The sequence below is a fragment of the Dyadobacter sp. CECT 9275 genome (assembly GCF_907164905.1).
GTDB lineage: Bacteria > Bacteroidota > Bacteroidia > Cytophagales > Spirosomataceae > Dyadobacter > Dyadobacter helix.
Genome location: NZ_CAJRAF010000002.1, coordinates 4,070,325 through 4,085,049 on the forward strand (window position 1 = coordinate 4,070,325; position 14,725 = coordinate 4,085,049).

Consider the following 14,725-nt stretch of genomic DNA (forward strand, 5'->3'; position numbering starts at 1 on the left):
CAATGTTGAAAACACAGGTATACTGTGAATATCAGCTGGATAATGTACTGCTATACGGATACGTAGATGTTATAGGAAAAACGCTTGCGGTTGATATCAAAACAACCAGCCGCTATGAAGCAGATTCTTTTGCCCACAGCCATCAGAATTTTTATCTAGCTGCCTTGCGGGCTAGGGGAATCAGAACCTTAAGATATGTGATTACCGATTTTTCGGATGTATATGCAGAAAGTTATGATTATCCGTTGGACTATTCGGTCCAGGGCAGACAGATCATAACTTTTTGTGATTTTCTGGAAGACAACCGTGCCCGGATTACCGATACTCGGATTTTCGGGATCAGTTGATTAAGGAATCTTTTTGAAAACAAAGAGATCTACAAAGACCCATTTGCCATTCTCAGATTTTCCACGCTGAATTACGAGCTGGTTTTTGGAACGGAGTTCATAAATGATCCGTACTGAAGCGTCGTCTTTCTCAAATAATGCCGTATTCTTACCGGCTTCGATAAAGTTATAAGTATCAGAAACCTCTTTTTCTTCCAGCGATATAAGTCCTGGTTTAAAATGCTTCACATGTGCAACCGGCCCTTTTTCGGTTTGTTCGAAAGCGAATATTTCGTACAAAGTCACTTTCTCCTCTTTCATCATGCGCAGGTAACCCACAATATTGTCCCCTGCGGGCGCGGTCCAGCCTCCATCAATTGGTCCGCCATTAAATTCTCCACGCCAGCGGCCGTCTAGAAAAGCGATGTCTTTCAGTGAGCCTTTACTGGCAGACTGAGCATATAAGGTGCTGTTCAGGCCGAGGAAGCAGATAAGGACAAGTGTAAAGGTCCGGATGGATGTTCCGGTAGGATTTTGAGCCATGGGATTTGGAATAATAGTGAAATGTTAAATTGAGTTGGGATGCAATTTAGTTAAAATCAAGAATCCTCTTTAATCCAGGTCTGTTAATCACTAAAAAAGGCCGCCCCATGTTGGAACGGCCTGTGATGCTCTACAAAATATATCTCAATAAGCTCTTACAAGCTTACCTTCATGATGATTGGCATAGGCTTTATTTACTACCTTATTGCCTCCCTGAGTGGGGTAATTTCCGGTAAAGTACCAGTCCCCCAAATGTTCAGGGCAAGCTTTGTGCAGATTTTCCACAGTTTGGAAAATGACGGATAGTTCAGCATTCAAATCCTGGGGACGGATAATTTCTGCTATTTTGTTGGAAACCTGCTCATCTGTGAAGGGCTCATACAGCGCTTTCACATAATTGGTATGGTAAGGATTTTTGGTAGCGATAGAAGTTACACATTGGGTGTATACATCTTCACGCAGATAATCCAGTTCTTTCTCTTCAAGCAAGGCCAGAACGGCACGGAAAGCCACAAAATCCTTCATTTTGGACATATCAATACCGTAACAGTCCGGGAAACGGATTTGCGGTGCCGATGATACGACAACAATCTTTTTGGGACTCAGGCGGTCAAGCATGGTTAAGATACTTTTCTCAAGTGTTGTACCGCGTACGATAGAGTCGTCAATAATTACAACGGTATCTACATTTTTACGAACAACCTCAAAAGTAGTATCATAAACACTCGATACCATATCGTCCCGCAGTTCGTCTGCCGTAATAAACGTTCTTGATTTTACGTCTTTCGTTACGAGCTTCTCAATTCGGGGACGGAAAGAAAGGACCCGTTCCAAATCTGACTCGAACAGGATACCTTCCATAATCGCCTGCTTGCGTTTTTTGGCAAGGTATTCCTCCAGGCCTTCAATCATTCCAAGGAAGGCGGTTTCTGCGGTATTCGGAATGTATGAGAATATTGTATTTTCGAGATCATAATTGATCTCTTTCAGAATTTGCGGGATTAGCAATTTTCCCAGCTGCTTGCGTTCGTAATAAATATCGGGATCAGTACCGCGTGAAAAATAAATCCGTTCAAAGCTGCACGAACGTTTCTCAAGACGGGGCAAAATAGGAAATTCATTGTACTCCCCATTTTTGTTGATTATCAGTGCAGCTCCTGGAGTTACCTCTTTGATCTGGCTGTAATCCACATTAAAAGCAGCCTTAATGGCCTGTTTCTCAGAAGCAACCACAACTACTTCATCATCGGCATAATAAAACGCAGGACGAATACCTGCCGGATCACGAATCACAAAGGAAGCGCCATAACCAGTGAGCCCGCACATAGCGTACCCACCATCAAAATCTCGACAGGAGCGGTAAAGCAATCTTTGTAAATCTATATTCTCCTCGATGACGTCTGACAGAATAGGATTTTCGTAAATCCCCTTGAAACGTTCAAATACTCTCTGGTTTTCTTCATCAAGGAAATGTCCTATTTTTTCCATGACGGTCACCGTATCTACTTTTTCTTTCGGATGCTGTCCAAGTGATACCAGTTTGCCGAACAACTCATCGACATTCGTCATGTTGAAGTTACCAGCCATGACGAGGTTGCGGCTTCTCCAGTTACTCTGCCGGAGCATGGGGTGGCAGTTCTCTACTTCATTGCTTCCGTGGGTTCCGTAACGAAGATGTCCAAGCCATACTTCCCCTGTAAAAGCCAGATTTTCCTGAAGCCATCTGGCGTCGGAAACTTTGTCACGGTTATTCTTAAGTCCTTTGCGGAATTTTTTGTGAATTTTGGAAAAAATGTCTGTAAGAGGCTGAGGCTCTACGGATCTGTATCTGCTGATGTAGCGTTTACCAGGAGGAACTTCAATTTTAATGTTGGCAACTCCTGCGCCATCTTGTCCTCGATTGACCTGTTTCTCCATCATCACAGACAACTTATGAACCGCATATAACGGTGTTTCGTACTTGTCTATGTAATATTGATAAGGCTTTCTAAGACGAATAAGTGCTATGCCACACTCATGCTTTATTGCGTCGCTCATAAGAAGAGTAATGCGTTAGAAAATATTATTTTGCTGTTTGCAAAATGTATTCCTTATTTAATAATTTGTTAACGAACAAAACTTGATCTTAGTTCGGGAACCGATACAAAGGTACGAATCCTTTAACTTAAAAAACTTCTAAATTGCAGTCATTTTTTATGTGAAATGCCGCACTGTTTTAAAAAATGCCAGCAGGCCTTTATAACGGGGTTTCTTCCGAAAAAAATCTGTCCTGTCGAAAAGATTTTTATTTTCTAACTTACATGAAAAAATTATACCCGAAAGGGTGAATCCGGAGTCCGGGTTATTAGCTGATCGTTCTGATGCTTCACAAAACAAAGGGAATAGCACTGAATTACCTCCGTTTCCGTGAGTCGTCCATTATTGCGAAGATTTACACGGAATCGTTCGGTATTCAGAGTTATATTGTCAATGGGGTCAGGAGCAGCAAAGCAAAGGGGAACCGCATTGCGCTTTTTCAGCCGCTTACACTGCTGGACATGGTGGTCTATCACAAGGGCAAACAGGATACCGTCCACCGGATTGCTGAAATGAAGTGTTACGAGCCCTTTAAATCTCTACCATATCATGTAACCAAGTCGGGCATTTCCCTCTTCGTGACCGAAATACTAGGGAAGACCCTGAAGGAGGAAGAGCAGAACGAGCCGCTCTTTCATTTTATAGAACAATCGATACTATATCTGGATGAAGCCGAAACAGGTTTTGAGAATTTTCATATACAGTTTCTTTTGCATCTTGCATCATATCTGGGGTTTGGGATTGATGAGGCCGAGGATCTGGAAACGGAGTTGAAAAATAACTACTATCCACGTCTGACGGATGATATGGATATGGGGGTAATCGGTACCTTATTAACGGGGCAATACGGGGTACCCATAAAGATGGACAGGATCCGTCGAGCCGTATTACTGGAAAAGCTGATTTTTTTTTACAAGATACACATGGAATCCCTTGGGGAAATAAAGTCGCTGGATGTGTTGAGAGAAGTGCTTAGATAAAGCCTCTTTGATAAAAATGACTGGCATAGTTTTATAACATAATGAGAGAAAACAGTAAAACTCCCGTAATGATGAAGCAGATTACCTTACTATTAATCCTGATAGCGCAGCTGTCTATGGCCCAGGTACCTAAGGGCGCCTGGAAATCTCAGGAACCTACCGGCAGCACTTCCATCCTGATCGTAGGCGACAACTATCTTACGATCGCGTCATATAGCCTTCTGAATAAATATTTTGAAAGATCGGAAGGCGGTCCGTTTACCATGCAAGGGAATAAGATGACTTATACCCCTGAGTTTAACTCTTCTGATACCGCAAAAATCGGTATTCCTGTTGTATTTACGATTACACGGAAGGATGGAGTGCTTACGCTCAGGTATGAAGAAGCTATGGTTTGGATGCTGGTTGACGATGCCTCAACTTCGCCTATGGCAGGTACCTGGCGTATTACCGAGCGGGCAAACGGACAGGGCGCACTGGAGAAAATACATCAGACCGGAACGCGAAAAACTTTAAAATTACTTTCGGGCAGCCGGTTTCAGTGGATCGCCTTTGATCTTGCGGTGAAAGGCTTTTATGCTACCGGTGGAGGAACATATACGATTAAGGACGGTAAATATACAGAGCAGATACAGTTCTTTTCAAAGGATAATAACCGCGTAGGGTCTAGTCTGGTGTTTAACTGGAAACTGGAAGACGGGCGTTGGGACCATAGCGGGAAAAGCACTACCGGCAGCCCCGTTCATGAGATTTGGGAGAAAATCAAATAATTGCAGCATCGGTATTTAGAATTGTTAAAAATAATGTCCTTATTTTTTGGAATGATTCTAAATAGTTACTAGTTTTGTCAACGTTAAATCAATAGAGCCGGATGAGCGAATGGATTTTAAGTGAACAGATAGCCAGTCCGGAACAGGATGATTTCTGGTCGAAAACAACTATCGGACAGCACGAATGTGTTTTTAAAAAGTGCTGTGAAAAATATAAAAAGAAAGGGAAGTACTGTAAAAAGTGTCCCAAAAGATAGGACTCTAGTAAATACAGTTCATGGTGAATAATTGTAAGAGGGGGAGTGCCGCGAGCATTCCCTTTTCTATGCCTAAGTCTGATTATATCTTTCGCTTCAGCTCAAAATGCTGACCAAGATATACCCTTCTCACCACTTCATCTTCTGCCAGTTCTTCGGCAGTTCCTTGCTTAAGTATCTTTCCTTCAAACAGTAAATATGCCCTGTCCGTGATCGACAACGTTTCGTTTACATTGTGGTCCGTAATCAAGATACCTATATTCTTATGCTTAAGCTTGGCGACAATGCTCTGGATGTCTTCCACGGCAATAGGGTCCACACCGGCAAAAGGCTCGTCCAGCAAAATAAATTTAGGATCTACGGCAAGGGCGCGGGCGATTTCGGTTCTTCTTCTTTCTCCCCCAGACAATACCATCCCTTTACTTTTTCTGACATGCTGCAGATGGAACTCGTCCAGCAGCTCCTCTACCTTATTTCTTTGCTCGGTTTTTGACAAATCGGTCATTTCCAGAACCGCCCTGATATTTTCTTCCACCGTAAGTGTCCTGAAAACCGATGCCTCCTGTGCAAGGTACCCGAGCCCGAGCCGTGCCCGTTTGTACATCGGTAGGCTGGTTATATCTTTATCGTCCAGGTATACCTTTCCGCTGTTGGGTTTCACCAAACCTACAGCCATATAAAAGGAAGTAGTTTTTCCGGCTCCGTTAGGACCCAGTAACCCTACGATTTCACCTTGCTCAACCTGGTAGCTAACATTATTATTGACAAGGCGTGCACCGTATTTTTTAACCAGATTTTCGGTTCTTAATATCATTTTATTGGTTTGCTAATTCATGTATCCCATTCTCTGCATTGAATTTTATGTCTTTCAAAGAGAGCTGCAGGGTTTTTTTGTCCCGGAAGGTATTTTCTTCCAGGTGATAACATATTGAAAAAGGTATTCCACTCAGCAGGTCAGGATAAAAATGTGACATACCAAAGCCAATTACCGTAAACGGCCCTGCATTTTTTTGCTTTACTTCAAACTTGATATGCTTTTCCTTCATTAATACAGGCTTGCCGGCAAGGGTAACGTTATTGCTCACAAAAACCGGTGGCATGTTCCCGGGGCCGAAAGGCCCCATTTGTTTTAATATCTGATAAAACTTTGGAGTGATGGAAGCCAGATCAAGGTCAAGATCAATGCTGACCCTGGGAATCAGTTGCTCCGGAAGAATTTTGTTGCGAACGATGTCGTCGAACCGCTGCCTGAAGGCCTCAATATTATCAAGCGGCAAAGTCAAGCCAGCGGCAAAAGTATGTCCTCCGAATTGCTCCAGCAAGTCGGCGCATTCTTCAATGGCTTCGTAAACGTCAAAACCAGGGACCGACCGGGCTGATCCGGCAGCCTTTCCGTGCGACTGGGTCAGGATGATCGTAGGGCGGTGGTAACGTTCAATGCAGCGGCTCGCCACAATTCCGATTACACCTTTATGCCAGTCTTCCTTAAACAACACGGTACTTGTTGCTGAGTCGAACCAGGAATCATTCTGGATCATCGCAAGGGCCTCTTCGGTAATGCTTGTATCGAATGTCCGACGGTCCGTGTTATGTTTGTTGATTTCCATGGCAAAGTCATCGGCTTCGGTTTCGTCTTCAGAGAGAAGAAGACGTACTGCCTCTTTTGCATGTTTAATTCTTCCGGCAGCATTAATCCTGGGCCCAAGCCCGAACACCACGTTGGTGATATCAAGTTCTCCACTGATACCTGCAATTTTGATCAGTGCTTTTATTCCCGTCCGTGGAGCTGTGTTAAGCTGGCGCAGGCCATAGAATGCCAGGATACGGTTCTCGCCGGTGATGGGAACGATGTCCGCCGCAATACTCACAACCAGAAGATCCAGGTATTCGAATAATATCGCCGGATCAATTTTCTGGTCTATACAATAAGCATGTAATAACTTAAAGCCCACTCCACAGCCTGTAAGTTCCTTGTAGGGATAAAGGCAATCCTCGCGTTTCGGGTCGAGGACCGCAATGGCCGGAGGGATTTCTGAACCGGGCCGGTGGTGATCGCATATTATGAAATCGATCCCACGTTTTTTTGCCTCGGTAACTTTGTCAATTGATTTTATTCCACAGTCAAGCGTAACAATCAGGGTATAGCCATTGTCCCGTGCCCAGTCAATACTTTGCCAGGAAACGCCATACCCCTCCAGGTATCTGTCGGGAATGTAGTAGTCAAGGTTACGATATAATTTACTGAGAAAACCGTAGAACATCGTAACGGACGTGGTGCCATCCACATCGTAATCGCCGTATACAAGTATTTTTTCACCGGCATGAATCGCTGTTTTCAGTCTCTCAACTGCCACATCCATATCCTTCATCAAAAAAGGATCATGTAATTTGGAAAGATCGGAGCGGAAAAAATTCTTTGCGCTCTCATATCCTGTTATTCCCCTCTGAACGAGTAGTTTGGCAAGATGAGGATTTACATTGATATCCCGGGCCAGTTGGGCGGCAAGGTCTTGTTGTTCTAGTGTAAATTCGGGAGGATGTATCCAGCGCTTTTCAATCATTTGGCAAAGATAATGCTTATATATATTGTGTGTATCAAAATCCGGATAGGCGAATTGTTAACTAAAAGCTGATAGAAACGTTTTATCTTTGCAGTTCAATTGTAATGTTATCGGGTTAACTGAAACGCAATTAACGTATTTCATATTGAACAGCCTGTGTGTTTTTATCATTACAAATGAATTTTAACATTCTTTATGGTTTCTAAATAATAACAATGGCCCGACTTCTGGCGATAGATTATGGCTCCAAGCGGACGGGGATTGCAGTAACGGATCCTCTGCAGATCATTGCCACGGCACTGGATACGGTGAGGACACACGATTTACTGGGTTTTTTGAAAGAATATAACCTAAAGGAAGAACTGGAGGCCATAATAATAGGAATGCCCAAGAAGCTGGACAATACAGACAGTGAAAATGCGGGCAGGGTACAGGCTTTTATAAAAATATTAAGGAAAAATTTCCCAGATATTCCTGTTTATCCGCATGACGAACGTTTTACATCTTCCATGGCGCTCCAGTCTATGATTGCCGGAGGGTCTAAAAAAAGTGACCGCCGGGATAAGGGGAATATTGATAAAATCAGTGCTACCATCATACTGCAGTCTTTTATGGAAAGCAGAAGATAAGTTTACTATTAATTCTAAAAGTTGCATACCAATGATTTACCCGATTGTCGCCTACGGTGATCCCATACTTCGAAAAGTTACACGTTTTATTGAAAAAGATGAGATAGATCTGACAAAGCTCTCGGCTGATATGTTTGAAACCATGTACGCGGCGAACGGTGTTGGTCTGGCGGCGCCGCAAATCGGCCTTAATATCAGAGTTTTTGTTGTAGACGGAACCCCGTTTAGCGAAAAGGATGACGACGAAGACGGTGAGCCGGATTTGTCGCTCGTGGATTTCAAGAAGATTTTTATCAATCCCGAAATCCTGTCGGAAGAAGGAGAGGAATGGAGCTTTGAAGAAGGATGTCTTAGCATTCCGGGAATCAGGGGTGAGGTATACCGTCCCGAAAAATTAAGGATCAGATACCGGGATGCAGACTGGAACGAGCATGTAGAAGACTACGAAGGCATGGCCGCAAGGATTATCCAGCATGAGTATGATCATTTGCTCGGGAAATTGTTTGTAGATTATTTACCCACTTTGAAGAAGCAGTTCATTAAAAAGAAACTGACGGATATATCCAAAGGTAACGTCGATGCAGACTACCGGATGAGGTTTCCTGCGAAAAAATAAAACCGGTATGATGGTTCCTGAGGTTTTTTTGAATGTAGCGGTGGTCCAGACAGATATTTACTGGGAAAATGTTACGGCTAATCTTTCGTCACTGGAAGAAAAAATTACCGCAGTTGACCAGCCCTTTGATGTCCTCCTGCTACCGGAGATGTTCAGCACCGGTTTTACAATGAATAAGGATGCCGCTGAACCCATGAATCTGACAACCACACGCTGGATGAAACAGATGGCGGCGCAAACCGGAGCCTTGTTAACAGGCAGTATGGCCATCAGGGAGAGTGGTAATTGTTACAACCGGCTGTTCTGTGTTTATCCTGACGGCAGAACCCTGACGGCCGATAAACGCCATCTGTTCAGGATGGGTAGGGAGAATGAGGTATACACGCGGGGAGAAAACCGCTTAATTGTTGAGTGGAAGGGCTGGAAAATTTGTCCGCTGATCTGCTACGATCTTCGTTTCCCCGTCTGGAGCCGTAATACAGCCTCTGATCCCTTTGATCTTTTAATATATGTGGCCAACTGGCCTGCACGCCGTTCCTATGCCTGGAACACGTTACTGAGGGCAAGGGCCATTGAAAATCAATGTTATGTGGCAGGTGTAAACCGGGTTGGAGCCGATGCGACAGGAACGGAACACCAGGGCGATTCTGTAGTATTGGATTATCTTGGAGAGCCGCAGTTACTTCTCGGAAATAAAGAAAGTATAAAGGTTGTCCGGATATCAAAATACGACCTGCAGGAATACCGCAAAATATTTCCGGCCTGGTCCGACGCGGATGACTTCCGTGTTCTCCCCTAAATATTTGAAAGGCTACTCAATTACCTTAGGTACCTTAATATAGGCCTCGGTTCTTGCCGGAGCATTGGTGAGAGCCTCTGCCCGGGTCAGTGTATTTTGCCCTATATCTTCCCGCCAGTTATTCTGCTCATCCAGAATATGTGTCAGAGGCGCAATTCCTTCGGTGTCGACTTCGTTAAGTTGTTCCATCCATGATAAAACACTTTCCAGGCTGTTGAGCAGCGCTTCTTTTTCCTGGGGTTTAACCTCGAGCCTTGCCAGATTTGCAATTTTATTCAGGGTTGCCTCGTCAATTTTCATTATTAAGAATTTGTTATGATATGGGGATCGCGGTTTTAAAATTCAAAATTACCACAATTTTTGCGAAATGAAGCGGTTTTCCACGTGTTTGGTGCTCTGTCCGTGAGTGGGTATGCACGGATGCAACAAACCGGGGCGTACTGCAAAAGCTTGCCGTCGGAAACGCGCGTGCCCGCAGAGGTGAAAAAGTGGAAGACTCCGGTTAGTAGTTAAAGAATATTATTTGCTTTTATCACTGTAAAGAGAAATTACATGAATCTGATTATGTATGTTGTAAAAACAAAATTAAATAATTTATGAAAGATAGTGCAATTTTAATTTTTGCTTATTAAGTGGCTATAGCCTTCTTTTTCAGCACTTGAACAAGAATATTTTATATATTATTGGATTTGTATTATCTTGAAATTATACAATAAGTTATCTGGTGTATCAAATCAGTGTCAAAAATTCTCGCGAAAAGCTTGCTTTTTTTTAAAAGGAAAAATCATACTTTTGTAAGAGTCGACATTGCGTAAAGACAACCAAAATTTTATTTTACAAAAGCCTGTTTTAACCAAAACTTTTATTTAATTCACAACCAAAATCTCAATTTAACCTTTAAAAGTAAGTCTGATGGAAAAGAAAGCTACAAGTCCGGCACCAGCTCCAAAGCCTGCTGCGGCAGCAACAAAAGGCAAAGGCGGTTTGAACCCGGCATTGGTAATCCCTCTACTGTTTGCAATTGCATTATGTGTTTACATTTTCGTTCTGGGAGCTCCCGAACACTTTAAGGGTGGTGATCATGAAAAGGGTCCTATTGACGGGGACTACTACGGAATCGTCTACAAAGGAGGTCCTATCGTACCTATTTTGATGACTTGTTTCCTTATTGTATTAACCTTCACTATTGAGCGTCTGATCACTTTGACAAAAGCAAGCGGAACAGGAAGCATTGATTCTTTCGTTCGTAAGGTAAGAAGCCTGCTTGACAAGAACCAGATCGAAGAGGCTATCAAAGAATGTGATAAGCAAAAAGGATCAGTTGGTAACGTTATTAAAGCAGGTTTGCTGAAATACAAGCAACTTACCACTGAAACTGCTCTTGATAAAGAACAAAAACTAGCGGCTCTTCAGAAAGAAATCGAAGAAGCCACTACACTGGAACTTCCAATGCTTCAGAAAAACCTTACCATTATCGCGACACTTGCGGGTGCATCTACACTTTTGGCACTTCTTGGAACGGTAATCGGTATGATCAAGGCCTTCGCCGCTCTGGGTACTTCCGGATCTCCGGATTCAGCTGCTCTTGCAACGGGTATCTCTGAAGCCCTTATCAACACAGCACTTGGAATTGGTACTTCTGCAATTGCAACCATTTCTTATGCTTATCTGAACAGCCGTGTTGACGATCTTACTTACAGCATTGACGAGATAGGAATGAGCCTTCAGTCAAATTTTGCTGCACATTATTAATAGTTTGAAACTATTAATATGAAAGTTTCGTTAATATCTAAAAAACTTATATATTTGCTATGGGAAAAGTAAGGCCTAAGAAGCATGCGCCACATACTGATATGACGGCGATGACTGATGTGGCGTTCTTACTTCTGACATTCTTTATCATGACGGCTACCTTTAAGTCGAACGAGGCGGAGATTACTACTCCAACTTCGATTTCGCAAATCAAGGTGCCTGATGACAAAATAATGATCATAAGTATCGACAAAGACGGGAAGGTGTTTTTTGGTGTGGATGCTCAACCCGTACGTGTTGCAATGCTTGAAAACATTGCGCAGGCAAAAGGGATAACATTCACGGATACCGAAAAAGCGAAGTTTGCTCTGCAGAGTAGTTTTGGAGTGCCTCTGAACCAGTTGAAACCTTGGTTGAATATGCCAAAGGAGAAAATGGCCGAGGTGAAACAACCAGGTATTCCTGTAGATTCAACCGGAGCAAGTGAACTGGCTGACTGGGTATATGCAGCGCGTAAAGCAGATAACCTGCTTCGGATTGCACTGAAAGGAGATAACTTGTCTAAGTTCCCTGTTTTTAAGGATGTACTTGCCAATCTGCAGTCGCAGAATATCAACAAGTTTAATCTTATTACAGGTAGTGAACAAGCTCCTGCCGGTTACGGAGATGAGCCTGCTAAAGAATAAAATGTTTAAAATTTAACTTTTAATAAACATGGCAGCAATTGAAGAATCGGGTGGTGGTGGTCATGGTAAAGGTGATGGTAAGGTAAGAGGCAAGAAAATGTCCACCCGAGTGGACATGACACCAATGGTGGACTTAGGTTTCTTACTTATTACATTTTTCATGTTGGCAACGACAATGTCTAAGCCAACCTCCATGACACTTGCAGTACCTGATAAAATTGACGATCCAAAGGAGGAAAAGTCCGAGCCATTGAAGGCATCCAAAGTGTTAACTCTTTTTATGGGGGACAATGACGATGTATACTATCTGGATGGTGTAGCGGCGGATGACGAGAAAGCGGAAGCATCACTTAAAACAACCCGTTACGGGTTTGATTTGAGGAGTGTGATTTTTGCCTCTCAAAAAAGGATCAATTCGCAAAATCCAAAGGATGAAAAAGGAAATGACCCTTTTGTAGTGGTAATCAAGCCTACGGCAGTTTCTACCTATAAAAACATGGTGGATGTACTGGACGAAATGGCCATTACGAAATCGAAGCGTTATGCACTTGTAGATAACCTGACGGATTCTGAGAAGAAGTTACTGGGAGATAAAATTGTCCCAAAAGATAAATAAAATATTTAACCAATTAATCAAAACGCCATGGCAGAATTGAGCCCTAATGCGACATTGGACGACATCGTGTTCGCCGATCGTAATAAGGCGTATGGTGCGTTTTCACTCCGCCAGGGATACCGTGCGGATGTGACCAAGGCTACTCTTATTGGTGCAGCTCTTTTCATTCTTGCGATGTTTACTCCTTCCATTTTGAGTAAATTTTCGGCAGCGGAAGAAGAAGCACCGATGGTAGAAGTTGACTTGATGAAAATTCCACCTCCGCCAATAGATCCAGCAGAGCCACCACCACCGCCACCGCCACCGGTTGAACAACCTAAGGTGAATACGGTAAAGTTTTTGCCTCCTGAGGTAAAAAAGGATGAAGAGGTTCCAGAGGAAACGCCACCACCAACAGTAGAAGAAATTAAAGAAGCTGTTGTTGCCAATAAGACGGTTGAAGGTGACCCGAACGCAAATGAACTGATTGTTGCGCCGGAAGCTGTGGCTGCACCAAGCAAGGGAGCTGTTGTAGAAGCTGCTCCGGAGCCTGAGAAGGTTTTTACAGTTGTAGAGCAACAACCAGAATTTCCGGGAGGTACTTCTGAAATGTACAAATATCTTGGTAAAAACATCAAATATCCCAGCGCGGCTTCCCGTGCTAACGTTTCTGGACGTGTATTTATGTCTTTCGTAGTAAATACGGATGGAAGTATTCAGGATGTTCAGGTACTTAAAGGTTTGGGTTTTGGTTGTGACGAGGAAGCCATCCGTGTGGTGAAAGCCATGCCGAAATGGAAACCTGGAAAGCAATCGGGACGTGCAGTACGCGTAAAGTACAATTTGCCGATTAACTTCCAGCTAGAGTAACTCATGAGGGATAAACCATTGCATGAGAAGATCACTGATCTATCCTCTGTGTTAATGGCTTTAACATATGCAGGAGGAGGGATCTATCTGATCTTCTCCTCCTTGTCTTTTAGGTTTATGCCTGTTGGAAGTGTACCCAGATACGCTTTAGCTGGCATACTTATTTTGTATGGTTTTTACAGAGGTTACAGAGTGTGGAAAAATAGAGCCTGAGATCTGATATGAGGAAGTCAATTTTGAGCAAGGTACTTTTAATGCTTGTGTTGGGTCTGGCTTTTTATCACTGTTCAACAGATACGAAGCTTGACAACCCTACTCAGGGAGAAATAACCATTGCGGCGGATGAGTCTTTGAAGCCTTTGGTTGACGAACTCACAAACGGGTATGAGGGAATTTACCCCAATACTCATTTTAATGTTGATTATAAACCTGAACAGGAGGCTATTCTGCAACTACTGCAGGATAGTGCCAGGATTATATTTTCTACGAGGCAGCTGAACGAGAAAGAGAAGGAAATTATCAGAAAGCAAAAAGATACCCAAAAATTCCAGCATATTGCAACCGATGGCCTGGCGCTCGTGGTTGGAAAGGAAAATCGCGACAGTACGATAACCTTTAACGAGGTGAGGGGTATTTTTGAAGGTAAGATCAAAAGTTGGGCGGAACTTAAAGGAAGCAACCAGACGGGACTGATTACACTTGTTTTTGATAATGTTAATGCCAGTAATCTGAATTTTGTGATGAACAAATTTGGTTTGAAAGACATTAATCATCTTCGGATTATAGCTGCCGGATCCAACGAAAGGGTCATTGAAAGTGTAAGGTCCAACCCTTTATATCTCGGTTTCATTGGCGTAAGCTGGATTAGTAACGGGCATGAACTGAGGTCAGAAAACCTGTCTCGCGGTATTAAGGTCATGGGGATATCAGTGAGTGATAATCCAAAATCTGTTGCAGAATATATTCAGCCGTTTCAGGCAGGTCTTGAGTTTAAGAAATACCCGCTGCACCGGGATGTTTATATTTTGAGCAGGGAAGGATATCCGGGCCTGGGCGGGGGATTAATGACGTACATAGCCCGCGACGTGGGTGGTTTGATTATCCAAAAAATGGGGTTGCTGCCAACTATTCCATATCCCCGGGAGCTGGAGATTACAACAGGCAAAAATTTTTAGTATTGCCATGACATTTTAGTACATTTGGGATTTGTTATTGAAACACCAAATTTTTTATCATTATATTAACTGGGTAAAAAATGAACAGAA

16 protein-coding genes are annotated in these 14,725 nt (G+C 43.1%); 11 read left to right on the forward strand and 5 right to left on the reverse strand.

Features of this window, described 5'->3' with window-relative positions:
• Window positions 1-2: 2 nt before the first annotated feature.
• Complete coding sequence (locus KOE27_RS29985; protein WP_310590073.1) at window positions 3-347, forward strand: hypothetical protein; 345 nt, start codon at window positions 3-5, stop codon at window positions 345-347.
• On the opposite strand, the gene KOE27_RS24775 is transcribed toward KOE27_RS29985, so the two are convergent.
• Together KOE27_RS24775 and KOE27_RS24780 are read right to left on the reverse strand one after the other, a co-directional pair.
• Window positions 348-869, reverse strand: coding sequence for a DUF6265 family protein (locus KOE27_RS24775; protein ID WP_229252937.1), 522 nt, complete (start codon window positions 867-869; stop codon window positions 348-350).
• A 144-nt stretch (window positions 870-1,013) separates the two neighbouring features.
• Complete coding sequence (locus KOE27_RS24780; RefSeq protein ID WP_215241383.1) at window positions 1,014-2,906, reverse strand: amidophosphoribosyltransferase; 1,893 nt, start codon at window positions 2,904-2,906, stop codon at window positions 1,014-1,016.
• A 323-nt stretch (window positions 2,907-3,229) separates the two neighbouring features.
• Between KOE27_RS24780 and recO the strand changes: the two genes are divergently transcribed.
• Together recO and KOE27_RS24790 are read left to right on the forward strand one after the other, a co-directional pair.
• Window positions 3,230-3,925: a DNA repair protein RecO gene (gene recO, locus KOE27_RS24785; RefSeq protein ID WP_215241384.1), complete on the forward strand. Its 696-nt coding sequence runs from the start codon at window positions 3,230-3,232 to the stop codon at window positions 3,923-3,925.
• Between the two features lie 68 nt (window positions 3,926-3,993).
• A complete protein-coding gene (locus tag KOE27_RS24790; protein ID WP_215241385.1) occupies window positions 3,994-4,695 on the forward strand; it encodes a hypothetical protein in 702 nt (233 codons plus the stop codon).
• A 339-nt stretch (window positions 4,696-5,034) separates the two neighbouring features.
• Here the strand turns inward: KOE27_RS24790 and lptB are convergent, their stop codons facing one another.
• Both lptB and recJ read right to left on the reverse strand, forming a co-directional pair.
• On the reverse strand, window positions 5,035-5,766 hold the full coding sequence (gene lptB / locus KOE27_RS24795; protein WP_215241386.1) for an LPS export ABC transporter ATP-binding protein: 732 nt from the start codon (window positions 5,764-5,766) through the stop codon (window positions 5,035-5,037).
• A 1-nt stretch (window position 5,767) separates the two neighbouring features.
• Window positions 5,768-7,513 carry a single-stranded-DNA-specific exonuclease RecJ gene (gene recJ, locus KOE27_RS24800; protein ID WP_215241387.1) on the reverse strand — a complete coding sequence of 582 codons (1,746 nt, stop codon included), beginning with the start codon at window positions 7,511-7,513 and terminating at the stop codon, window positions 5,768-5,770.
• Between the two features lie 215 nt (window positions 7,514-7,728).
• Here recJ and ruvX point away from each other — a divergent pair, with 215 nt between their 5' ends.
• The 3 genes from ruvX to KOE27_RS24815 are packed head-to-tail and all read left to right on the forward strand — an operon-like array spanning window position 7,729 to window position 9,557.
• Window positions 7,729-8,142: a Holliday junction resolvase RuvX gene (ruvX, locus tag KOE27_RS24805; protein ID WP_215241388.1), complete on the forward strand. Its 414-nt coding sequence runs from the start codon at window positions 7,729-7,731 to the stop codon at window positions 8,140-8,142.
• A 31-nt stretch (window positions 8,143-8,173) separates the two neighbouring features.
• Window positions 8,174-8,758: a peptide deformylase gene (gene def, locus KOE27_RS24810; protein ID WP_215241389.1), complete on the forward strand. Its 585-nt coding sequence runs from the start codon at window positions 8,174-8,176 to the stop codon at window positions 8,756-8,758.
• Between the two features lie 7 nt (window positions 8,759-8,765).
• Window positions 8,766-9,557: an amidohydrolase gene (locus KOE27_RS24815; RefSeq protein WP_229252938.1), complete on the forward strand. Its 792-nt coding sequence runs from the start codon at window positions 8,766-8,768 to the stop codon at window positions 9,555-9,557.
• A 12-nt stretch (window positions 9,558-9,569) separates the two neighbouring features.
• On the opposite strand, the gene gatC is transcribed toward KOE27_RS24815, so the two are convergent.
• Complete coding sequence (gene gatC / locus KOE27_RS24820) at window positions 9,570-9,857, reverse strand: Asp-tRNA(Asn)/Glu-tRNA(Gln) amidotransferase subunit GatC (RefSeq protein WP_215241390.1); 288 nt, start codon at window positions 9,855-9,857, stop codon at window positions 9,570-9,572.
• Between the two features lie 612 nt (window positions 9,858-10,469).
• On the opposite strand from gatC, the gene KOE27_RS24825 reads away from it, so the two are divergent.
• The 5 genes from KOE27_RS24825 to KOE27_RS24845 all read left to right on the forward strand — a co-directional run bounded on the left by KOE27_RS24825 (window position 10,470) and on the right by KOE27_RS24845 (window position 14,635).
• On the forward strand, window positions 10,470-11,309 hold the full coding sequence (locus tag KOE27_RS24825) for a MotA/TolQ/ExbB proton channel family protein (RefSeq protein ID WP_215241391.1): 840 nt from the start codon (window positions 10,470-10,472) through the stop codon (window positions 11,307-11,309).
• Between the two features lie 59 nt (window positions 11,310-11,368).
• On the forward strand, window positions 11,369-11,995 hold the full coding sequence (locus tag KOE27_RS24830) for an ExbD/TolR family protein (RefSeq protein ID WP_215241392.1): 627 nt from the start codon (window positions 11,369-11,371) through the stop codon (window positions 11,993-11,995).
• A 28-nt stretch (window positions 11,996-12,023) separates the two neighbouring features.
• Window positions 12,024-12,611: an ExbD/TolR family protein gene (locus KOE27_RS24835; RefSeq protein ID WP_215241393.1), complete on the forward strand. Its 588-nt coding sequence runs from the start codon at window positions 12,024-12,026 to the stop codon at window positions 12,609-12,611.
• A 27-nt stretch (window positions 12,612-12,638) separates the two neighbouring features.
• Window positions 12,639-13,460 (forward strand): energy transducer TonB, encoded by an 822-nt coding sequence (locus KOE27_RS24840; RefSeq protein ID WP_215241394.1) that lies wholly within the window; start codon window positions 12,639-12,641, stop codon window positions 13,458-13,460.
• A 221-nt stretch (window positions 13,461-13,681) separates the two neighbouring features.
• Window positions 13,682-14,635: a PstS family phosphate ABC transporter substrate-binding protein gene (locus tag KOE27_RS24845; RefSeq protein ID WP_215241395.1), complete on the forward strand. Its 954-nt coding sequence runs from the start codon at window positions 13,682-13,684 to the stop codon at window positions 14,633-14,635.
• The last annotated feature ends 90 nt before the right edge of the window (window positions 14,636-14,725 follow it).